The sequence below is a fragment of the Sphingobium yanoikuyae genome, from assembly GCF_034424525.1.
In the GTDB taxonomy this organism is placed as follows: Bacteria; Pseudomonadota; Alphaproteobacteria; order Sphingomonadales; family Sphingomonadaceae; genus Sphingobium; species Sphingobium yanoikuyae.
In genome coordinates this window covers 93916-114300 of sequence record NZ_CP139980.1, presented here as the reverse complement: position 1 = coordinate 114300, position 20385 = coordinate 93916, and the positions used below count along the sequence as shown (strand labels likewise).

Sequence of the window (20385 nt, the reverse complement as noted above, 5' to 3'; positions counted from 1 at the left end):
CGGGGCAGGGGGCGCGACGACCGCTGGGACAGGCGAGCCGGGCAGCACGCTGCCGTAGACATTGGCGTCGCGTAGATGCCTGCCGTTGCAGATTGGCAGCTTCTTGGGTCCCGACGCGCCATGTGTGGCCATCGGTGCGACAGCGGCGAGGAGCGCGACGCCCTGGAGGATGCGTGTCGTCAGCGGTTTGGACATTGGCGTATTCCTCATGATCATCATGCGCGGCTCACCGTGCCGCCGCGTTGCGCGGCACGTTCGAGATTGCGGCTGTTTCGGGAGATTCGGCGCTGCTGGAAGGGCGCGGCCATGGTGCTCCACGCCGAACCCGCGAATGCGCCGACACCTGCGGCCGCGCCGCCGGCTATGCCGGTCGCGATCGACGGCGCCTGGAAAAAGAAGATCGTGCCGAGGAAGATATAGACGGCGAACATGATTGCGCCGAGTGCCGCATCGGCCACACCTTCTGAGGAGGTTATGGCGAGTGCGCCGAGATCGGTAATCAGCGCCGTAATTGCGATGATCACTGCCATCAGAACGATGTAGTTAAAAGCCTGCCCCAGCCATCCATGGAAGAAGCGGCGTGTTGTTTCGAATAGAGATAGGGCGATAAATATCGGCCCAAGCGCAACGATGATCGCAAGCGCAACCTTGGCGAATACGGTGATGGAAAACCCAATCGCAGCCGATAGACCGGCCAAAGCCTTCAGGCCTAGACTTAGGGTATAGAGTACAAGTTTATATGGATTAATGTCACTGTATGTCGCGGCTTCGGTCTCAATCCGCGCAATGATCGCATCAGCCTGACCATAATAATCATCAAAGACGTTTCCGACACTGGTCACTGTACGCCCCGCGAGGGCTTGCGAAATAGCGTCGGGCATCCCGTGGAAGAGGGGGTTTGTAATCCATTCCGAATACGCCACGGTCGTGGCCGCGAGGTATAGCAGGCAGAGCTTCACCATTCGGTAGAAGAGTTCGCCCCATGGCTCGCTCACGATCCCGCGCATGACCATGTAGCCGAACAGGGCGATATAGATGACTAGCCCGAGCGCCAGCGGGCCGCGCACGACCTCGATGACGTTGGTCAGGCGCTCGTTGAGGAACAGATCGAGCTTGCCGTCGATGCTAACATAGAGCGTCGTGAAGAGACCGTCCTCCATTACCGAACGTCCGATTTTCCTGGACGAGGCGATAGCGAACGTAGCTTCAAGTCCAAGGTTCTCACGCTTTGAGCGTTCGAGCACTCCTGAGGGTCGGGATGGGTCCCATCTGCGCAACTTTTCAGCACTTCGGCGAGTTCTTCAGGATGCGACTTCAAATATTCCTTTCCCCTTGGAGGCTGCTGGCACGCGAGGAGCAGCATAGGCAGCGACAAGACTACCAAGACGGATGCAAGGGGCTTCATGGCTTGAGGCTCCCGAGCTTTGACGCCAGAATTCTTTCGCTTTCCTGTTGCGACCGAATGTCTTGTTCGGCTCGCTGTCGCATCGCTAGCGCTTGAAGCTGGACGGAATCATTCTGGATATGCGCATTCTCGACACCGACGCGGGCCTGGATATCCATCACATCCTTGGCGTCGGACGCTGAATCGAGCGAAGTGCGCAGCTCCTCCAGACCGGCCGTACGCTGAGCGGTCACACCATAGGCTGCCTCGGCAATAGCCGCATCCCGCGATGCCAGATCCCCATTGCGCAAAATGGTGTCACGGCCGGAGCGCTCGTAAGCGGTCGCATCCGGCCGTAAATCGGGGAGATCGACCCGGTTGGCCGAACGGATGCGGTTGGCCGAGCTGGCAAGACTGCCCAAGCCGCTCATATCCGACGACATCAATCGCTGAATGTCGCGAGCCTCGCTCGGCAGAAGATGCCGGACAGCGTCGGTGCTGAGCGAACTGGCAATCTTGTTGACGTTGGTCAGCTTGTTGACGCTGTCGAACATATCGGTCGCCTGCGCGATCTGCGCCTTGCCCTGCTCGATCATCGCGAGCGTGTTCTTCACGGTCGAAAGGGTCTGGAGGAAGGTGTTGGAATCGTAGACGGGGATGCCCTGAGCGCTGGCCGGGGTGCTCAGCGCCAGCAAACCGCCAATCGCGAGGATCGAAAAAGCTCTCATCTTTCTATCCTTTCCTTCTGTTCGCGGTCGCCCGCTGCTCGTGAAAAATGGGCAACCAACGCGCCGGATCGTCACCATGTTCGCGGCGCACTGCGTCAAGAATTCCAACCGTCGCCGTGGTGCCGGAGAGCACCGCAAGCTCGTCACCAAGACCGGCGAGATCAAGCTCGACGACGATCGAGTCATGGCCTTGTTTGATGAGGAAGCGCCGGCTCTCGGGGATCAGATCGCTGCGGATCAGCTTGAACTCGGCGCGGGTGAGGCCGAGGCCATCAATATAGTCGGACTCCCGGCCATAGGGGTTGGGCAGCAGGATCTTGGTCGCGACCTGTTCCATGATGCTGTGGGAAATGTCGGAGCGCAGCGCGTCGGCCGGGCTTTGCGTGCCGAACACCAGAAAGGCGTTCTGCTTACGGTAGGTTTTCAGACCATCCTGCGCGAACGCGCGGAAGGCTTCATCGCCGAGCGCTTTCCAGAATTCGTCGATGTCGATCACCAGTCTGCGGCCGTCGAGCAGCGCGTCGATGCGGTGGAACATATACATCATGAGCGGCGTGCGGATCTCGGCATTGTCGAGGAAATCAGTCATGTCGAAGCCGATGAACCGCGCTTCGAGCGTCAGTTCGTCTGCGTTATTGTCGAACACCCAGCCCAACGCGCCGCCGCGCGCCCATTTCTCGAGACGCGCGCCGATGCCCTCGGGATCGCGCTGCCCCAGCAATTGCCGCAAGGCGAGGATCGATCGCTCTTCGGGGGGCAATCGGCCGATCGATAGGATGCCATCGTCGATCATGCGCTCCTGCATGACACCGAGCTGGCCACCAACGGGCGTGACCAGTTGGCGTATCAGTCGACCAAGGAACGTGATGTTGCCCGGTGACTGATCGAGCGCACGCAGGGGCGCGAAGCCGGTCGGCACGCCATTGCGCAGGGCAAGATAGGTGCCGCCCGATGCGCGTACATAGATTTCCGCGCCCCGGTCCTTGTCGATAAAGATCTGCTGGGCGCCGGTCTTCTCGAGCTGCGCCATCAGGAAATTCTGCACCACGGTCTTACCGCCACCCGACGGGCCGATGATCAGCGTGTGGCCGAGATCGTTGACGTGGAAATTGAAATAATAGGGCGACTGGGCTGCGGTCTTCATCAGTGCGATCGCAGCGCCCCAATGATTGCCATCGGCCCGACCGGCAGGGAAGGTGTGGAAGGGTGACAGGGCGGCGAAGTTGCGCGACGTGATGGCGGCAGGTCGGGCGCGCCAGGCAAAATTTCCCGGCAACTGCGACCAGAAGGCGGCCTCCAGCGCTGGTCCCTCGCGTGCTGAAACCAGGCCGGCATCGGCCAGCGCGGCGCGCGCCGTCGAGAGATTTTCGGCGAGCCGCTTCTGGTCTTCGCTGAACACGGCGAGCGAGAAGTGATGCTCGCCCAGCACGAACCGATTGCTCTGCAGATCATCGGCGGCATCGGCGAGCTCGAGCGCCTGGCTCGCTGCCGCATCTTCGGTCGATGCCATCTGGTTCTGGCGCCTGCGCAGTCGCTCGGACGCACGCGCCTTGCCCATGAACGCGAAGGACTGGGTGACGACGAACGCGAAATCCTGCGAGAGAAGCGCGTTGACCTGCCCCGATCGCGTCATGGCCGGATATTCGCGGATACCGAACAGGCCGACGAAGCGGCTATCGGCATGGGCGCGAACCTCGACCGTCTCGCGGCCGAAGATCACCCTTTCGCCGTAGATCGCCGATCCCAGATGACCACGAACAAGCGGGACGCGCGTCGCGCGCCCCATCATGACGAGTTCCAGCACCTCGAGCGGCTGCGAGAACATGAGGCCGCGATGTTCGTACAAACCCAGTCGCTGTGGCCTGCAACGCGCGAGCAGCTTCTCTATATCGCGCGCCTTGTCCTCGAAACGAACGAGCTCGTCCTCGTCGACCTCGGTTCCCTCTTTGCGGGCACTGGACAGGCGACGCAGCAAGACCCCTGTGCGGTCGGCCGAGCCAACGGACGGGCGCATCACCAGCGTCAGATAGAGCTCGTTGACGAACATGCGCTTAGCGGTGACCCGCGCGCGATATTTGGCATCGAGATCGGCGGCGAACGTAGAGCGAAACTCGCCCTCGGGATAGTCGGTGACCGGGCGGCGCACGATATGCGTCCAGATCGCGAGACGATCGTCGGCGATGTTGCGCAACGTCCCGTTGAGCTTCTCATGCCAGTCGTTCAGCTGAGCGGGATCGGCTGTCTCGAAGGCGATGCCGTCCAGCCTGAACATCATCATCAGGTCGCGCCCGTCGAGCGCGATCACCTGCGCATCGACGTGCCGCGCATAAGGCAGATAGCGCGCAGGATCCGCCTCGTTCTTGAGGATGCGCCACGGAGTACGCGCCGCATCGCGCGAGAAGGCACGACTAGCCATGCAGAAAGCCCTTTCGGCGTGCGCCCTGAGTGGGGAGGGGAGAGTAGGAACTGCCACCCCACCAACCGCGGTTGCGGCATCGCGCCTTCGTCATCGTCCAAAGCCACAGCAGCCGGAAGGCATTGGCGTCGTGGCGGACGATCAGGCGGGCGATCGCAAGAAACGCGCCTGCGAGTGCCAAAGCGTAGAGCGGATTGCCGCTTATGATGAGGGTCAGGCAGGATGCGAGTGCGATAGGCAGCGACGCTTCGATCGGAACGCCCATCCACATCGTCGGCCGCGTCACTGCCAGGAAGAGCGTTTCTTCACGCAGCTTGTCGTCGTTGACCATGATGGCCTCACGCACCGCCGGTGATGGTGTCGACGATCCACTGCGCGCTGAACACGATGAAGATGCCGACGATGACGGTGACGAGAAGACCGAGGCTGGCGCGGCCAGTGAAGAACATGAAGCCCACGATGACCACCGCGATCACCGCGATCGTCTTCGCAAACGTGCCGGTCAGCCAGGTCTTGATGTTGTCCGCCATGGAGGTGATGCCGTCGGCGGCCTGCGCATAGGCCGGGTCTGTCAGCACAAGCGAGACGAGAACCGCCGCTAAAAGCAGCGTGAAATACTGGGAGAATGATCGCGCAGACGCGGAGTGCGCAGCAGCAGGCAAGGGCGGTGTGGCGATCATTCGGGCTGTCCTTTCAATGGGGCGGTTTGAGACGAGCCGAACACCATCAGCGTCGCAGTTTGCGCGACGGCCGAGGTGTTCCAGCTTTGATCGGGTGGATCCGCTACTGGCGAGGGGGTAGGAGCCGGGCTCTGTGCCGCTTTCGCTATCGGCGCGTCTGCCATGGCAATGCCTGCACGTTGCCGGATTTGCGGTATGATGCTGCTCGACGAGGCGTAGACCTTGCCGACATAGCCATTGGCAAAACCCTTCCAGCGGTTGCCGGTATTATACATGGACATGGCCGTGGCGATCGCATCCTCGGTGGAGCGGCTGGACTTCGCCACACTGGTGTAATTCTCGGCGAGCACGCGTGCCGATGCGGCGAGGTTTCGGCACGGTTCGAAAGCGTCCTCGATCGACAGGTTCAACGGCTTGAGATTCGCGCTGTTGATCTGGCCAAGGCCGAGATCGATATTGTAGCCGCGCGCGATCAGCGACCGGGCGGACGCGATGGCCGACGCGCGATCGGACACCTTCGGCGCCGCGACGCCCTTGGCGTTCACGCCGATGGCATAGGGATCGAAATGACTTTCGGTGTAAACCAGCGAGACGAGAGTTTCTGCCGCGACCGTGGGCGCGCATTGCCGCGCGAGCGCGACCACGGCTGCAAGCTCGAGCATCATCGGGGCGTCGTTCCCGGTTCGATGGCGGCTTGGGGCAAGCGCTCTATATTGGCGAGCGAGTAGGTCGTCTGGCGGCCGTCGGCGAAGGTCATGACCACGCGGCGTCGCGTCGCCGAGTTGCGATCATAGACCTTGGTCTTGGCAACGCCCCCGCCAGAGCAGCCGGGGAATGAACCGCCCAGGGCAAGTCGTTCCCAGAGCTTCACCATTGGCGGGACGCAAGCACCATATTGCGTCGCCCCGCCGGGGTTTGAGAGGCAAAGCAACACCTGGCAGCCCAGATCATTGGCCTGCGCTGGTGTTGCGGGCATGCACAGTGCCATGGCGGATGCGATGATGGCGTGACGCCTATGCAGCATGCTTGCCTCCATGCCGCTGTCAGTGCAGGGCAAGGACAGCGGCTTATTTGAATGAAAGTCGCGCTACTTTTGAGCCGTTTAGCGCCGTTTGACGCAATCCCCCCACTTAGGGGGAACGAGGTGGCACCTGGCTCTGGTTCATCCGACGGACTGTAGGAAAGCCACAAGGCCGCGCACGACGCATGCCCAGTTGGACCTGACTTTATCGACAGCAGAATTGAGCATTCCGACGAGGGTGAGGGGCCTTCGTCGGCGTAATCATTCAGATGTGGGGGACGCGATGATAGAGGACAGTTACTGCTCGATCAGTCGAGCATCGCTCGCGGCTTCTCGGTGATGACGAGGGGGTAGTGTTCGGGTTGCGACGCTACTGGTTACAGCATTGCGTCGATATTGAGATGCCCGTCTCGCACCGCGCGCAGCACAAGCTGGGTCCGCCGCCGCACACCATAGCGCCGCCGTGCGCCCTCGACATATTCATGCACAGTGTCGCGGCTGAGCCCGAGTATCTGGGCTGCCTCCCAATCGCTTTTACCCTGTCCGACGAGCGCGATGCAGTCGATCTGTCGGGGGCTGAGCGGCACCGGTTCATAGCTCAGACGCTCCTCTCCGAGGATCGCGCGACCGCGATCAAAAGCGATCGTGCCGATCAAGCGGGCGGCAAGAGCATCCTCTCCCGAAATTTCGTCATCGTTTGCGCGTGCAACAGAGAAAAGCGCGTCGGGCTCATCAGCCATGCGGATCGGCATAGTGAAGCCCTGGCGCAGCCCGTGATCGCGCCCCTTTGCCAATGTAGCAATCTGGCGGGTGCTGGGATCGATGAATTCCCCGATCTGGTTCCAGTTCAGCCCGGACGGCGTTTTGCCCACGGCAGCGTGGACCGGATCATCGAGGTAGAGCCTGGTCTCGATCACTTCGTCGAGCCATTTGACAGGATATGTCGTCAGCATCAGCGCATTCTTGCTGCGTTGTACCAGATCGACATTATGCAGGAGGGCAAACCAGCGGAAACCAAAGTCCCTGACAATTGCGTCCACGAGGTTTGAAAGTTGGTCGAGCGTTGTCGCCAGTTTTGAACTCTGCTCGAAGGCGCCGATAGTCGCCAAGCGGCCGATGTCGCGCGTGCCCTGCATGAATTCAGGCTCGACGGACGGATAGACGACGTCTAGCCCAAAATCGGTGAGTTTACTGATATTTGCGATCAGATGCGTGCTGCCTGAGATATTGTGGTGTCAGTCAGGCGATCCGGAAATAGGCTCTCCCTTTCTGAAACAAACAAGCAACACGCGGCGTATTTTTCTGCTGGCTCAGCCACCGCGCTGGAAGCCTGCGTTGGGCCACCAGCCTTGGAGATCCCGGCAGGTTTCACCATCCCCAGCCGTTGACCCTCAACCGGTTCGATAATAAGAATTATGTTAAATAAATCAATATGTTAGGTCTGCGGCGGCAATGGCTTTTGCCGCCGCAGACCTTCAAGTGCCTCAGTCCGGCAGCTTGTAGGCGATGACAAGGTCACCGCGGTCAAGCGATTGCCGCGCGCCGCCCGCCGTCACAACGACATATTGCTTCTTCGTCTTTGGAGAGACGAAGGTCATCGGCGTTGCCTGTCCACCAACGGGCATCCGCTTCGCCAGCAGCTCCTTGCCGGTGCGCACGTCGATCGCCCGCAGGTAATAGTCGGTGGTCCCGGTGTAGAAGATCAGGCCCGATCCGGTGGTCAGTGCGCCCGACAGCGTCGGCGTTCCGATCGGGATACGCAGATGCGTCTTGATGCCAAGCGGACCTGTGTCCTGGGTCGTGCCCAAGGGCTTTTGCCAGACGATCGCGCGCGTCTTGAGATCGATCGCGGTCATGGTCCCGAACGGAGGATTCTGACACGGCACGCCAAGCGGCGACATAAACCCGGTGAGAAGCGCACCGTAGGGCGCACCGGCTTGCGGGTTGATCCCGTCGTGTCCCGCACCACCTTCGACCTTCGGCTCACCCAGGATGCGGTCGGTTTCCGCTCTGGGAACAAGACGCAGGATTTGCGCAAGGCGGATGTCATTCACGATCAGATAGTCGTTGGTGCGATTGACGCTGGCCGACCCCCAATTCATGCCGCCGTAGAAGCCCGGCCACTGCAGCGTGCCTTCGAGCGACGGCGGTGTCATGTCACCTTCATAGCGCAGCTTGCGGAAAGCAACGCGACACCAGAGCTGGTCGAACATGCTCACGCCCCACATCCGGCGCTCGCTCAGAGGATCAGCACCAATGACAGGCATGCCAGTCGAATAAGGCTGGGTCGGCGAATAGCGCTCGCCGGGGATCGAACCCTTGGGCACGCGACGCTCCTCGACCGGCGCTACCGGTCGGCCGGTACGCCGATCGAGGACGAAGATCTGGCCGCGCTTGGTGACCTGGATCAGCGCAGGCGTGGTGCCGCCCTTTCCGTTCGGAATATCGTAAAGCGTAGGCTGAGCGGGGACGTCATAGTCCCAAAGATCATGATGCGTGGTCTGGAAGGCCCACCGTTCACGACCCGTCTTGAGATCGAGAGCAACGACGGAGGACGAACGCGCGTCCTCGATCGCAGTCCGCTCGCCACCCCAGAAGTCCGGCGTGCTGTTGCCCGTCGGCAGGTAGATCAGCCCGAGCTGTTCATCGACCGTGAGGCCCAGACGTTCGGCGTGCCGCGAGTGTAGGTCTGTCCTTCGGGCGGCTCGCCAGTAATGTTGGGATTGCCAATGTCCGAACGGCAGACTTCGGCTCGTCGCCTAGGATGTTCTCAGTATTTCCAGCTTAGCGTTGTCTGGCGAACAAATCTTGAGGTGAGGCCTCGTAGGCTTCTGCCAGGATCGAGCGATCGGCGGCCGTCAGAGAGATGATCGACTGAACCGCCGACCAGGCAAAGCCCACATTGGTGCGATGGCTGGCGCGGTGGATCGGGTCGCTCGCATAGAGGCGTCTCGCCTGGAAGCGCTCCACCCAGTCTTGCGGATAGTCGACGATGTGGACCGAGCGAACCGCAGGCTTCAGGTCGACATGATGGACCAGGGCATAGTGCCGAAAGCCCATGGCCTTCGTGATTTCGGCCATCAGGTCAGACAAGGCCGTAGCGTCCTTGATCGCGCCAGCGACAGCGCAGAAATCCTGAACTTGCCCAAGCCCGATCATCATATGGCCGGCGAGATCAGAGCAGCGCTTCCATGTTGAGATGACCATCGCGAACCGCGCGCAGCACCAGCTGCGTGCGTCGTCGCACGCCATAACGCCTGCGGGCCGATTCAACATATTCGTGCACGGTGTCGCGGCTGAGGCCGAGGATCTGGCCGATCTCCCAGTCGCTTTTGCCTTGCGCGACGAGCGCGATGCATTCGACCTGGCGAGGGCTGAGAGGGACGCAGGCCAATGGCCCTGCCCTTTCGCCAAGCAGCTCGCGCGCCCGATCATAAGCGACCGAGCCGAGCAGACGGGCGGTCAGAACCTCCTCTGCGCTGAGCGGCTCGTCGCGCGATCGGGCGGCGGTAAAGATCGCCTCGGGTTCCCCCGGGGTCCGGATTGGCAAACTGTAGCCGGACGCAAGGTCATGGTCCCTGGCGCGGTCGAGGATGCTTCGCTGGCGCGGCGTGAGCTCCAGCACGTCGCCGATCCGGTCCCAGGCGAGCCCTGACGGGGTGCGAGCGCAGGCCGCATGGATCGGATCTTCGAGATAATGGCGTTCTTCGAGAACTTCCTCGAGCCAGGCCGATGGATAGGTTGTGAGGAACAGGCTTTGCTCGCCTCCGCGCCGAAGGTCGATATTGTGAAGCAGCGTGAACCAGCGGAAGCCAAGATCGCGCACGGCGGCATCGATCGTGCCATGTAAATCGCCAAGGGTTTCAGCACGCTGACAGTCCGCCGCAAAGCGCGTGAGATCATCAAGGCGGCCGCAGTCTTTTATCCTGTTCGCCATAGGCGACGGAAGCTCGTCCGCGAGGAGACGGCTCGTCCAGACCTAAGCGGCGAGCGCCATGATTATCAGGATGAGTTGAGAACGATTCGCAACAATCTACGATTAGAATGGATCGCCTATGACACTTTATCCGCTGGCAAAGTGTCATAGCTGACAACCCGTCTGCGGCCGCCGATTTGGGATTCACATTGATCCTGCTTTGTGCTTGATTCCATCATGTTATGTTTCATGCAGGCAAGCCTCTTGAACCCTCCATTGGCTGTGATGTCGCGGCCGTGCTCGAGACGCTGGCGACCGTATCGAGCCGGCCCCGTTATGCCTTCATGCTGCTCAACCTGATCGCCCAGGTGGCGGGGCCAGATGGAAGCGCCGGTCCCTGGGTCAGGCGGAACGATGGGCTCGTTTCCCTGCGCGATTGGCTATGCGACGCATTGACCCCGATGGCCCAGCGTGGTCCGCGCAGCATTACGCTGGCCGAGCGGGTCGAGAGCGACCTCGCTAGAAACGGACTGCTCCCCGGCGATCTGGAGAAAAGGCGCGGCGTGATCGCGGAGGAAATGCGGGCACGCATTCGCACAGCCGGCAAGAGTAATCTCAGTCGCGCCGTTTCCGAACTGGTGAATGCAGGCCTGCTCCGCCGACATTATCAGGGCTATCGCGTCGACCATCGGAACCGTGGCGGCCAGCGCCACGCCGTCTATACCTTGATCGGCGATGCTCTGCGTCTAGTGCCGGGCATCAGCTCCACACCGAATCTGCCCGTGCAAGGCGAACTTGCCCTCCCAAGATGATTGCGCAGTCGAACCGGGGTTGCTGCAGTAGTGTGCTGTGAGGTCGGGTAACGATGTCCGAATAATAAGGCCAGTCAGAACGTCAGCATTGACCTTGCCGGCAATTACATCAGCCATTCCCGTCAAAGGATCGCCATGGCCTTCTTCGACGCGAATGGATTGTCAGATTCGGAATGAAGCCGGGCACGCGAGCCATATAATCGCGGTAAACCTCGCCGAAGCTGGCTAGCGCCTCCTTTTCCTCATGCCGAGCCAGCCGAATATACATCACGACGAGCACCGGAAACATAGCAAGGGTCAAAAGGGTCGGCCATTGTAGCAAAAAGCCGAGCATGACGAGAATGAAGCCGACATATTGCGGGTGCCGGATCCGGGCATAAATCCCAGTAAGGGCCAATTGGTGTTTGCGCTGACTCAAGTGAAGGGCCGTCCATGCAACCGAGATCAGCCAGTAACCCACGCCGATCAGCACAAAGCTGGCGATGTGGAATGGACCGTAATGGGGATTAACTCGCCAGCCGAACATCATCTCCAGGAGATGTCCAGCATCGTGGCTCCACCAGTCGACAGCGGGGAAATACGACTGGAGCCACCCCGAAAGCACGAAGATCGTGAGCGGGAAGCCATACATTTCCGCGAAGAGCGCTATGATGAAAGCGCTGAACGCCCCCAAACTGCGCCAGTCTCGTTTAGTTGCCGGCTTGAAGAAGCTGAACGCAAAGAGGATGAAAACGGCGGCGTTAACCAGCGCGAGCCCCCACAGACCATAGCCATAGTCGGCGTGCGTCATCGCGACTCTCCTTCGATGCGGCCGTTGGGATTGGCCGGTAAGCCGGCGGGTGCCTGACCGGGCTCATGGCCATGCTGATGCCCACCATGGCCGCGGTGCATGAACAGGTGCATGAGCGGGCAGGCGAGCAGGATGAGATAGGGCAGCACACCCAGGAAGTGCGCGGTATACTCGGTGAGGAGGAAGAAGCTAGCGACGAGCAGGAAGCCGATCAGAACGATCTTGCCGCGCTTGCGCATGCGATGGTCATGTTCGCCCATATGCCGTCCTCTTCTGGTCAACGTCCGGGCAGCATAGGCTCGAGTCCAAGGAGCAAGGTATAAGTAGAGACCGAAGTCCCCCGGGCATCGCGCAGGCATGGGTAAGGCGATCGATGGGATCGGCCATCGGCGTTCGGGCGACGCAGCTGTCGGGGAGCAGCAGTCGTGCTGCGGATTTTGCGTATAGGCGTGCGGCGTCCGCGAACCAATGCTGCGCTCACGAACATAATCGTGAGAGGCAGGCCCGCGTCCATGCAAAAGAGAAAGAAACGGCACCATTCCCGCGTGACCATCTTCGAGCGTGAAGCAAGGATCGATCTGGCCAAGCGCCCGGCCGATGGTCTCGGCGTTGCCTTTCTCGGCGCATCGGGAACGGTCACAGGGTCGCGTTATCTGGTGGACGATGGTGAAACTCAGATCGTGGTCGATTCCGGCCTGTTTCAGGGACCCAGGGATCTGCGCCGCCTTAATTGGGCATCGATCCCACCCGAAGTCGCGGATGTCGGCCAGGTGCTGCTGACCCACGCCCATCTCGATCACTCGGGCGCACTACCGCGCATGGCGCGCCTGGGCTGGGACGGGACCGTCCTTGCCACGCGGGCGACCGCGGCCCTGTGCGAGCTCCTTCTTCCCGACAGCGGCCATCTGCAGGAAAAGGATGCGGAGTTCGCCAACCAGCACGGCTTCTCCAGGCACCAGCCGGCGCTGCCCCTCTACACCCAGGCCGACGCGCGTCTGGCATTGCAGCTCTTCCGCCCGATCGAGTTCGGAGCGTGGCATGCAGTCACGGACGGCATCAGGGTGCGCTACCATCGCGCCGGCCACATCCTCGGCGCGGCGTCGATCGAGATCGACTGGAAGGGGCGGACAATCCTCTTCTCAGGCGACATCGGCCGTTACGGCGATGCGGTGATGAAGGATCCCGAGCCGCCCGCGCGCGCCGACTATGTCCTAGTGGAATCGACCTATGGCGATCGGCGCCACGAGCAGGTCGATCCGACAAAGACGCTTGGAGATCATGTCGAACGATGCGTCGAGAGAGGCGGGACGGTGGTGATTCCGGCCTTCGCCGTGGGACGGGTTCAGTCGCTTCTCTATCATTTCTCGCGTCTGCGCGCGCAGGGACGCCTCCGCGACATCCCGATCTTCCTCGACAGCCCGATGGCGATCAACGCGAGCGGGCTGATGTGCGATTTCATGGACGAGCATCGCCTGGCCCGCGCCGAGTGCGAAGCGGCGTGCAGCGTCGCGCACTATGTGCGCGAAGTGGAGGAATCCAAGGAACTCACCGCCAACCCCGCTCCCAAGGTCATCATCTCGGCCAGTGGAATGGCAACGGGCGGCCGCGTGCTCCACCATCTCAAGCGCTTCGCGCCGGATGGGAAGAACCTCATCCTCTTCTCAGGCTTCCAGGCGGCGGGCACCCGCGGCGCCGCCATGATCGGGGGCGCCCGGACGATCAAGATCCACGGCGAGTATATCCCGGTCGAAGCCGATGTCGCCAACCTGACGATGCTTTCGGCGCATGCCGACAGCGACGAGCTCATGCGCTGGCTCGGGTCGCTGCAAGAGCCCCCGCGCCATGTCTATGTCACGCATGGCGAGCCGACCGGCGCCCAGGTCCTGGCGAAGCGTGTCTCGGAGAATCTGGGCTGGGCATGCAGCGTACCGGCGCTGGGTAGCTGGGGCATGCTCGCGTGAAGCCCGGGATCATCGAGGACGCCGAAGTAGAGCCTGTCGCGACGACGCTGCGGGCACACCGCCTCGGCCTGTCGGCTGCCGGAGGTGATCTGATCGCGGTCATGCGCCAAGACTGTCCCGTCTGCCGCTCGGAAGGTCTCGCGTCGCGCGCGCAGGTCGCGCTGCACGCCGGCGGGCGGGAAATCGTCGTCTCGCTGCTGCACAGTTCCGCGGAGGCTCCAGCGCCCGGCGAGATCGGCCTGTCCGAATCCGCATGGCGGCGGCTCGGCGTCAGCGAGGGCGATCCGGTCGAGATCGCGCACGCCCAGCCTCTCGCCTCGCTCGCCGAAGTGCGTCGGCGCATCTATGGCAATCGTCTCAGTGAAGGGGCTTTTTCAGCGATCATGACCGACATCGCCGAGCGACGCTATAGCGATGTCCATCTCTCGGCGTTCATCACGGCATGCTCAGCGGTCCCGCTCGATACGGACGAAACGATCAGCCTGACCAGGGCGATGGTCGATGTCGGCGAGCGATTGCAGTGGTCCGGAGCGGTCATCGTCGACAAGCATAGCGTCGGTGGATTGCCGGGCAATCGCACCACGCCGATCATCGTCTCGATCATGGCCGCGGAGGGCCTGATCATGCCCAAGACATCGTCGCGGGCGATCACCTCGCCGGCCGGCACGGCGGACACGATGGAGGTGCTTGCACCTGTCGACCTCGACGTTTCCGCCATCCGCAAGGTGGTCGAGCGCGAAGGCGGCTGCATCGCCTGGGGCGGCGCCGTCAATCTCAGCCCGGCCGACGATGTGATCATCGGCGTTGAACGAGTGCTCGATATCGATGCCGTAGGGCAGATGGTCGCCTCGGTGCTGTCCAAGAAAATCGCGGCCGGTGCGACCCATCTGGTCATCGATATCCCGGTCGGGCCGACCGCCAAGGTACGCGGAACCGATGCCGCCGATACGCTCGAGCGCGCGCTGAGCTCGGTCGCCCAAGCCTTCGGGCTTCGCACGCGGGTGATGCGCGGCCCCGGCGCGGAGCCGATCGGACGGGGCATCGGCCCGGCGCTCGAGGCGCAGGATATCCTTGCCGTCCTCCAGGGGCAGCCGGGCGCCGAGGATCTCGCCCACCGGGCCTGCGAGCTGGCGGGAGGACTGCTTGAGCTCGCTGACGCGGCCCCGGCCGGCGAAGGCTATGCGCGTGCGCGGGCGTGTCTCGAAAGCGGCGGGGCCTGGGCCAAGTTCCAACGTATCTGCGAAGCGCAGGGCGGCATGCGGGCTCCACCGGTCGCCCGGTTTCAGCAGGATATGATCGCTCCCTATAGCGGCCGCCTGGTGAGTATCGACAATCGCAAGCTCGCGACGGTCGCGAAGCTCGCCGGCGCGCCGGTGGCCAAGGCCGCTGGCGTCGCACTGCAGTGTCGGCTGAACCAGATGGTGGATGCCGGGGCTCCCTTGTGTAGCATTCATGCCGAGAGCCCGGGCGAGCTCGACTATGCGGCGGCCTATGCCGTGAGCGACGGGCCGATCTTCGGGATTGAAGCGCTATGAACCGTCCCGTCCTGTTCGCGCTGCCTGGCAGCGAGGCCCTGGCACAGCCGCTATCCGCCGCGCTCGATGCAGAGGTCGGCACGATCGAGCATCGTCAGTTTCCTGACGGGGAAACCTATCTCAGGGTCGGAAACGACGTCAGCGACCGCGAGGTCATCCTGCTGTCCAGTCTCGATCATCCGGACGCCAAGCTGTTGCCGCTGCTGTTCGCAGCCGACACCGCGCGCGATCTTGGCGCTCGCAGGATCGGGCTCGTCGCCCCTTACCTCGCTTACATGCGCCAGGACATACGCTTCCATGCCGGCGAGGCGGTGACGTCGCGAACCTTTGCTGCGATCCTGTCTCGCCATCTCGACTGGCTGGTGACGGTCGATCCGCATCTCCATCGCTACCATGAATTGTCGGAAATCTACCGCATCCCAACCCAGGTTGTTCATGCCGCGCCGTTTTTGGCCTCGTGGATCAAGCGCAATGTCGCTCGCCCGCTGATCATCGGTCCGGACCTGGAAAGCGAACAGTGGGTCTCGCAGGTGGCGGCCGATGCCGATGCTCCGTTTCTCGTGTGCGAGAAAATCCGATCCGGCGACCGTCACGTCACCATCTCGATTCCGAATGCCCCAGCGTTTCTCGATCGCCAGCCGGTGCTGGTCGACGATATCGCCTCATCCGGTCGGACCCTCACCGAGGCGGCGCGCCAACTGGTCGGCATGGGGTTCGCGCGACCGGATTGCGTGGTCGTGCATCCGCTTTTTGCCGGCGATGCAGCGCAGGTTCTGGGTGGGCTTGTCGAAAGGATCGTCAGCACGAACGCGGTTGCACATGCGTCGAATGATATAGACGTCATGCCAGCGATCGCGGAGGCCGTTCGCCACCGGATTGAATGGCGTGCTGCGCGTCAGTTCTAAGACGGAAATGAACGCCCGGCAAACGCTGTGCGCGTCCTCATCCATTGACCCTAAACGAGTCCGAACCAATCTCCTGAGATCTCCCTTTCGGAGAAAATCGCGGCAGGGAAGGAGGATATGTCGTGTCGCACACACGCTCGTTCATCGATCCCCTCGACGTTGCTGGGCACCTGAAGCTTGAGCCCGAAGTAAAGCGCGCCACCCTGCTATCCTGGGCGTCCGATCGCGCAGCCGTCAAGGGCCAACCCGCCCCCCTCGCCCGCCGGGCGCCAGTAACCCGCTGCCGGTCGACGATGTGATGGAAGCGTAGCGATGGCTCGATCGCGCCGAGGGCGGCGCGGGCAACTCGCATGCATCGTCCGGAGCAGAGACCCGGCAATGAGCCGCAGCGACCGCGGCATTGGTGTGAGCGGAGTAGCCGAACCCTCACAGTTTCGCTGTCCTTCGCCGTTTTGCCTCGCCAAATTTTTACTCTTGACCTGGGACCATAGTCCAACGTGCAGAGAAGTATCCCTTGAAGCGCTGCCCTCGCGGCACTGCGTATTGATCGATCTCGGGGGCTATGGGGAACAAGCGCGTCGTGCATATCGTCGATGACGAAGAGACAATACGAAAAGCACTAAGTTTCACGTTGCGGACCGCAGGGTTTGCCGTAGAAGCCTACGCTTCGGGGCCGGAGTTTCTGTTGAGCGCAGAGGACGCCGAGAAAGGCTGCGTGGTTCTCGACATGCACATGCCCGACATGGACGGCCTGCAGGTTCAGGCGGAGCTGACGCGACGCGGTATCGACATGCCCGTCGTGGTGCTGACGGGCAATGGCGATCCTACGCTCGCCGTACAGGCGATGAAGGCGGGCGCTGCCGACTTTCTCGCCAAACCGGTCGAGAAGGCCGCATTGCTCGGCGCGATCGACCGCGGCTTCAGCTGGCTTGAGAGTATAGCCCGTCGTGCCTCCGAACAGGCCGACGCTCTTTCGAAAGCCGCGAGACTGACGCAGCGCGAACGGGCCGTTCTGAGAGGAATTTCGCGAGGCTATCCAAATAGCCTTATCGCAGATGAACTCGGCGTCACGTCGCACACGGTCGAGCTGCATCGGGCCAGTCTGATGATCAAACTCAACGCGCAAAGCCTGCCCGACCTGTTGCGGATCGCTTTCGCCGTCGACCTGCACGAATCGACCGAAAACGGGCACCCCTAAAATTCTCGGCCGTGCGATGCCGGATGCTATGCGGATCGGGCCGCGGCCAGTTCGGCGATGATCGGACAATCCGGCCGCTCGTCGCCTTGGCAGCGCTCGGCCAGGTCGATTAGCGTGTCGCGCAGCGCCGTCAACGCCTCGGCTTTGCGCTGAAACTCATCGGCGCGGGCAAGGGCAAGCCGCTTCACCTCCGCGCTGGCACGGCCGGTATTGGCCCAAAGGCTGAGCAACGTGCGGATCTCCTCGATCGGGAAGCCGAGATCGCGGGCATTGGCGATAAACCGGAGGCGATGGAGGTCGCGCTCGCCATAGTCACGATAGCCAGCACCCCGACGCGCCGGCGCCGGGATGAGGCCGATCTTTTCATAATGGCGGATCATCCGCTCAGAGACGCCGCTCTGCCGTGACGTCTCGCCGATGTTCACAGTGCTTTCCGGTTGAGGCGCAGCGCGTTGGTGACCACGCTCACCGAAGAGAGCGCCATCGCCGCCGCCGCGATAATGGGCGAGAGCAGAATACCGAACAGCGGATAGAGCGCACCCGCCGCTACGGGCACGCCCGCGACATTGTAGATGAAGGCGAAGACGAGATTCTGGCGGATGTTCGACATGGTCGCTTGGCTGAGCCGCCGCGCCCGGACGATGCCAGTCAGGTCGCCCTTGAGCAGCGTGACGCCAGCGCTCTCGATCGCGACGTCGGTGCCGGAACCCATGGCGATGCCGACGTCGGCGGCGGCCAACGCGGGGGCGTCGTTGACACCGTCGCCGGCCATGGCGACGACCCGCCCCTCGCGCTTGAACCTGGCGACCACGGCGCTCTTCTGATCGGGCAGCACCTCGGCTTCGACCTCGTCGATGCCCAGGCGTCGGGCGACCGCTTCCGCGGTCGTGCGGTTGTCGCCGGTCAGCATGACCACGCGAATGCCCTCCGCCTTGAGCGCGGCGAGCGCTTCTGGTGTCGTGGCCTTCACCGGATCGGCGATCGCGAAGGCGCCGCCGACTGTGCCGTCGACCCCGATGAAGATCGCGGTGGCGCCATCCCGGCGCAGCGCGTCGGCCTGGCTGGCGAGCGCATCGGTCGCAACCCCTTTGTCGGCAAGGAACTGCGCATTGCCGAGGACGATGCGCCGCCCTTCGACCGTGCCGAGCGCGCCGCGCCCGGTCGGCGAGTCGAAGTCGATGACGTCGCTCGTGACGATGCCGCGATCCTTCGCGGCCTCGACGATTGCCAACGCGAGCGGATGCTCGGACGCCCGCTCGACCGAGGCGGCAAGACGCAGCAGCTCGGCTTCGTCGAAGCCGGGCGCCGGCACGACCTGGGTGACGGCAGGCCGGCCTTCGGTCAGCGTGCCTGTCTTGTCGACGACGAGAGTGTCGACCTTCTCCATATGCTCGAGTGCTTCGGCATTTTTGATGAGGACACCGAGCCCGGCGCCGCGGCCGACCCCGACCATGATCGACATCGGCGTTGCCAGCCCCAGTGCGCAGGGACAGGCGATGATCAGCACGGCGACCGCCGCCACCAGCCCATAGGCGAAGCGCGGCTCGGGACCCCAGATGCCCCAGGCGATGAACGCGACGGCCGCGACCGCGATGACCACGGGCACAAACCAGCCCGACACCTGATCGGCCATGCGCTGGATCGGCGCGCGCGAGCGCTGCGCCTCAGCGACCATCTGGACGATGCGTGCGAGCATGGTATCGCGGCCGACCTTGTCGGCGACGATCACCAGCGCACCGGTCTGGTTGAGCGTGCCGCCGATCACTGTGTCGGCCTTTGCCTTGGTGACGGGCATGGATTCGCCGGTGACCATCGACTCGTCGAGCGAGGAGCGGCCGTCCTCGACTACGCCGTCGACCGGCACCTTCTCGCCCGGCCGCACCCGCAGGCGGTCGCCCACCGCAACCAGATCAAGGCTGATTTCCTCTTCGTTCCCATCAGAACCGATCCGGCGCGCGGTCTTTGGTGCAAGGTTGAGCAGCGCCTTGATCGCGCCCGAGGTGCGTTCCCGCGCGCGCAGTTCGAGCATCTGGCCGAGCAGCACGAGGACGGTGATCACCGCGGCCGCCTCGAAATAGACGGCAACCATGCCGTCCTCGCCGCGGAAGGCCGGCGGGAACAGCTGAGGCGCGAGCGTCGCGATGACGCTGTAGATCCAGGCGACCCCGGTCCCCATCGCGATCAGGGTGAACATGTTGAAGTTGCGGGTCTTGAGCGAGGCCCAGCCACGCTCGAAGAACGGCCAGCCCGCCCACAGCACGACGGGTGTCGCCAGCACGAACTGGATCCATACCGAGATAGACATCGGCACGAGGCGATGGATCGCGGGAAAGACATGCGCGCCCATCTCGAGGATCAGCACCGGGAGAGCCAGCACGAGGCCGACCCAGAAGCGCCGCGTGAAATCGACTAGCTCGTGGCTGGGGCCGCTGTCGGCGGTCACGGTCGCGGGTTCGAGCGCCATGCCGCAGATCGGACAGGACCCGGGATGGTCCTGGCGGATCTCGGGATGCATCGGGCAGGTCCAGATCGTGCCTTCGGGCGCCGCGACCGGCGGCGTCGGCGGGCCGAGATAGCGCTCGGGATCGGCGATGAATTTGGTCCGGCAGCCCGCGCTGCAGAAATGATAGCTTTCACCGCTATGCTCGGCGTGATGCGCCGTGGTCGCCGGGTCGACGGTCATGCCGCAGACCGGGTCCTTGACGCCGGTCGCCGCTTTAGCGGTGCCGTGGCCGCCGCAGCAACCGCCGCCATGCGCCGCTCCATGTGTCTCGTTCATCGCCTCGCTCCTTTCGACGCCTGACGATCTAGGGTCTGACACCGTGTCAGGGTCAATACGTAATCGCCTAAGTGGCCAAATCGGCGGGCCCGTTCGCTTGGCCGCCATCAGGCCGGGGAGCACGCCGTCGGCATTGGGCTGGGTATCGTCGATGCCATCGAGCCCGCTGCACGGTCAGGCGGAAGGCGAGCCGCATGAGACCCGTGCTGGCGGCCATAATCGGCGATTACCAGGCGCCAATCCGGGCGCAGCATGGCAAG

The 20385-nt window shown here is 62.9% G+C and carries 20 protein-coding genes and 1 pseudogene; 5 read left to right on the top strand and 16 right to left on the bottom strand.

The window, feature by feature from the left end; genetic code table 11:
• Positions 1–215: 215 nt before the first annotated feature.
• The 12 genes and pseudogenes from U0025_RS24625 to U0025_RS24570 all read right to left on the bottom strand — a co-directional run bounded on the left by U0025_RS24625 (position 216) and on the right by U0025_RS24570 (position 10166).
• A complete protein-coding gene (locus U0025_RS24625) occupies positions 216–1160 on the bottom strand; it encodes a TrbL/VirB6 family protein (protein WP_004212767.1) in 945 nt (314 codons plus the stop codon).
• Positions 1160–1363, bottom strand: coding sequence for an EexN family lipoprotein (locus tag U0025_RS24620; protein ID WP_230588651.1), 204 nt, complete (start codon positions 1361–1363; stop codon positions 1160–1162). The genes U0025_RS24625 and U0025_RS24620 overlap by 1 nt, the downstream gene beginning before the upstream one ends.
• A gap of 38 nt (positions 1364–1401) precedes the next feature.
• Positions 1402–2112, bottom strand: coding sequence for a TrbJ/VirB5 family protein (locus tag U0025_RS24615; protein ID WP_004212766.1), 711 nt, complete (start codon positions 2110–2112; stop codon positions 1402–1404).
• A 4-nt stretch (positions 2113–2116) separates the two neighbouring features.
• Entirely contained in the window at positions 2117–4528 is a 2412-nt protein-coding gene (locus U0025_RS24610; RefSeq protein WP_004212765.1) for a VirB4 family type IV secretion/conjugal transfer ATPase, read from the bottom strand.
• A complete protein-coding gene (locus U0025_RS24605) occupies positions 4521–4859 on the bottom strand; it encodes a VirB3 family type IV secretion system protein (protein WP_004212763.1) in 339 nt (112 codons plus the stop codon). Before U0025_RS24605 ends, U0025_RS24610 begins: the two co-directional genes overlap by 8 nt.
• Positions 4860–4866: 7 nt before the next feature.
• Positions 4867–5208, bottom strand: coding sequence for a TrbC/VirB2 family protein (locus tag U0025_RS24600; protein WP_004212761.1), 342 nt, complete (start codon positions 5206–5208; stop codon positions 4867–4869).
• Positions 5205–5873 (bottom strand): lytic transglycosylase domain-containing protein, encoded by a 669-nt coding sequence (locus U0025_RS24595; RefSeq protein WP_004212760.1) that lies wholly within the window; start codon positions 5871–5873, stop codon positions 5205–5207. The genes U0025_RS24600 and U0025_RS24595 overlap by 4 nt, the downstream gene beginning before the upstream one ends.
• The gene (locus U0025_RS24590; protein WP_004212759.1) at positions 5870–6232 is read right to left on the bottom strand and encodes an ABC transporter permease; all 363 of its coding nucleotides are present in this window, start codon (positions 6230–6232) and stop codon (positions 5870–5872) included. The genes U0025_RS24595 and U0025_RS24590 overlap by 4 nt, the downstream gene beginning before the upstream one ends.
• A 374-nt stretch (positions 6233–6606) precedes the next feature.
• Positions 6607–7365 (bottom strand): helix-turn-helix transcriptional regulator, encoded by a 759-nt coding sequence (locus U0025_RS24585; RefSeq protein ID WP_004212758.1) that lies wholly within the window; start codon positions 7363–7365, stop codon positions 6607–6609.
• Positions 7366–7713: 348 nt separating this feature from the next.
• Positions 7714–8963 (bottom strand): annotated as a pseudogene (locus U0025_RS24580) (membrane-bound PQQ-dependent dehydrogenase, glucose/quinate/shikimate family); the annotation flags it as partial.
• Positions 8964–9013: 50 nt separating this feature from the next.
• Entirely contained in the window at positions 9014–9391 is a 378-nt protein-coding gene (locus tag U0025_RS24575; RefSeq protein ID WP_230588645.1) for an autoinducer binding domain-containing protein, read from the bottom strand.
• Between the two features lie 13 nt (positions 9392–9404).
• The gene (locus tag U0025_RS24570) at positions 9405–10166 is read right to left on the bottom strand and encodes a helix-turn-helix transcriptional regulator (protein ID WP_004212755.1); all 762 of its coding nucleotides are present in this window, start codon (positions 10164–10166) and stop codon (positions 9405–9407) included.
• 221 nt (positions 10167–10387) lie between these two features.
• Between U0025_RS24570 and U0025_RS24565 the strand changes: the two genes are divergently transcribed.
• Positions 10388–10957, top strand: a complete 570-nt coding sequence (locus U0025_RS24565; protein WP_004212754.1) for a hypothetical protein — start codon at positions 10388–10390, stop codon at positions 10955–10957.
• A 109-nt stretch (positions 10958–11066) separates the two neighbouring features.
• Here U0025_RS24565 and U0025_RS24560 read toward each other — a convergent pair whose 3' ends face one another.
• Complete coding sequence (locus tag U0025_RS24560) at positions 11067–11747, bottom strand: methyltransferase family protein (RefSeq protein WP_004212753.1); 681 nt, start codon at positions 11745–11747, stop codon at positions 11067–11069.
• Positions 11744–12007, bottom strand: a complete 264-nt coding sequence (locus U0025_RS24555; protein WP_004212752.1) for a DUF2933 domain-containing protein — start codon at positions 12005–12007, stop codon at positions 11744–11746. Before U0025_RS24555 ends, U0025_RS24560 begins: the two co-directional genes overlap by 4 nt.
• Before the next feature lie 252 nt (positions 12008–12259).
• Between U0025_RS24555 and U0025_RS24550 the strand changes: the two genes are divergently transcribed.
• From U0025_RS24550 to U0025_RS24535, 4 genes are all read left to right on the top strand, one after another.
• Positions 12260–13708 (top strand): MBL fold metallo-hydrolase RNA specificity domain-containing protein, encoded by a 1449-nt coding sequence (locus U0025_RS24550; protein WP_004212750.1) that lies wholly within the window; start codon positions 12260–12262, stop codon positions 13706–13708.
• Positions 13705–15243 carry a thymidine phosphorylase family protein gene (locus U0025_RS24545; RefSeq protein WP_004212749.1) on the top strand — a complete coding sequence of 513 codons (1539 nt, stop codon included), beginning with the start codon at positions 13705–13707 and terminating at the stop codon, positions 15241–15243. The genes U0025_RS24550 and U0025_RS24545 overlap by 4 nt, the downstream gene beginning before the upstream one ends.
• Complete coding sequence (locus U0025_RS24540) at positions 15240–16148, top strand: ribose-phosphate pyrophosphokinase (protein WP_004212748.1); 909 nt, start codon at positions 15240–15242, stop codon at positions 16146–16148. The genes U0025_RS24545 and U0025_RS24540 overlap by 4 nt, the downstream gene beginning before the upstream one ends.
• A 562-nt stretch (positions 16149–16710) precedes the next feature.
• Positions 16711–17346 (top strand): response regulator transcription factor, encoded by a 636-nt coding sequence (locus tag U0025_RS24535; RefSeq protein ID WP_004212746.1) that lies wholly within the window; start codon positions 16711–16713, stop codon positions 17344–17346.
• Between the two features lie 26 nt (positions 17347–17372).
• Here the strand turns inward: U0025_RS24535 and cueR are convergent, their stop codons facing one another.
• On the bottom strand, positions 17373–17771 hold the full coding sequence (cueR, locus tag U0025_RS24530) for a Cu(I)-responsive transcriptional regulator (RefSeq protein ID WP_004212744.1): 399 nt from the start codon (positions 17769–17771) through the stop codon (positions 17373–17375).
• Positions 17768–20125, bottom strand: coding sequence for a heavy metal translocating P-type ATPase (locus tag U0025_RS24525; protein WP_125988685.1), 2358 nt, complete (start codon positions 20123–20125; stop codon positions 17768–17770). Before U0025_RS24525 ends, cueR begins: the two co-directional genes overlap by 4 nt.
• Positions 20126–20385: the final 260 nt, after the last annotated feature.

Excerpts from the sequence above, each read along its gene's own strand:
- U0025_RS24625 (WP_004212767.1), bottom strand. The coding sequence starts at position 1,160 with ATGGAGGACGGTCTCTTCACGACGCTCTATGTTAGCATCGACGGCAAG.
- U0025_RS24620 (WP_230588651.1), bottom strand. The coding sequence starts at position 1,363 with ATGCTGCTCCTCGCGTGCCAGCAGCCTCCAAGGGGAAAGGAATATTTG.
- U0025_RS24615 (WP_004212766.1), bottom strand. The coding sequence starts at position 2,112 with ATGAGAGCTTTTTCGATCCTCGCGATTGGCGGTTTGCTGGCGCTGAGC.
- U0025_RS24610 (WP_004212765.1), bottom strand. The coding sequence starts at position 4,528 with ATGGCTAGTCGTGCCTTCTCGCGCGATGCGGCGCGTACTCCGTGGCGC.
- U0025_RS24605 (WP_004212763.1), bottom strand. The coding sequence starts at position 4,859 with ATGGTCAACGACGACAAGCTGCGTGAAGAAACGCTCTTCCTGGCAGTG.
- U0025_RS24600 (WP_004212761.1), bottom strand. The coding sequence starts at position 5,208 with ATGATCGCCACACCGCCCTTGCCTGCTGCTGCGCACTCCGCGTCTGCG.
- U0025_RS24595 (WP_004212760.1), bottom strand. The coding sequence starts at position 5,873 with ATGATGCTCGAGCTTGCAGCCGTGGTCGCGCTCGCGCGGCAATGCGCG.
- U0025_RS24590 (WP_004212759.1), bottom strand. The coding sequence starts at position 6,232 with ATGCTGCATAGGCGTCACGCCATCATCGCATCCGCCATGGCACTGTGC.
- U0025_RS24585 (WP_004212758.1), bottom strand. The coding sequence starts at position 7,365 with ATGCAGGGCACGCGCGACATCGGCCGCTTGGCGACTATCGGCGCCTTC.
- U0025_RS24575 (WP_230588645.1), bottom strand. The coding sequence starts at position 9,391 with ATGATGATCGGGCTTGGGCAAGTTCAGGATTTCTGCGCTGTCGCTGGC.
- U0025_RS24570 (WP_004212755.1), bottom strand. The coding sequence starts at position 10,166 with ATGGCGAACAGGATAAAAGACTGCGGCCGCCTTGATGATCTCACGCGC.
- U0025_RS24565 (WP_004212754.1), top strand. The coding sequence starts at position 10,388 with ATGTTTCATGCAGGCAAGCCTCTTGAACCCTCCATTGGCTGTGATGTC.
- U0025_RS24560 (WP_004212753.1), bottom strand. The coding sequence starts at position 11,747 with ATGACGCACGCCGACTATGGCTATGGTCTGTGGGGGCTCGCGCTGGTT.
- U0025_RS24555 (WP_004212752.1), bottom strand. The coding sequence starts at position 12,007 with ATGGGCGAACATGACCATCGCATGCGCAAGCGCGGCAAGATCGTTCTG.
- U0025_RS24550 (WP_004212750.1), top strand. The coding sequence starts at position 12,260 with ATGCAAAAGAGAAAGAAACGGCACCATTCCCGCGTGACCATCTTCGAG.
- U0025_RS24540 (WP_004212748.1), top strand. The coding sequence starts at position 15,240 with ATGAACCGTCCCGTCCTGTTCGCGCTGCCTGGCAGCGAGGCCCTGGCA.
- U0025_RS24535 (WP_004212746.1), top strand. The coding sequence starts at position 16,711 with ATGGGGAACAAGCGCGTCGTGCATATCGTCGATGACGAAGAGACAATA.
- U0025_RS24525 (WP_125988685.1), bottom strand. The coding sequence starts at position 20,125 with ATGAACGAGACACATGGAGCGGCGCATGGCGGCGGTTGCTGCGGCGGC.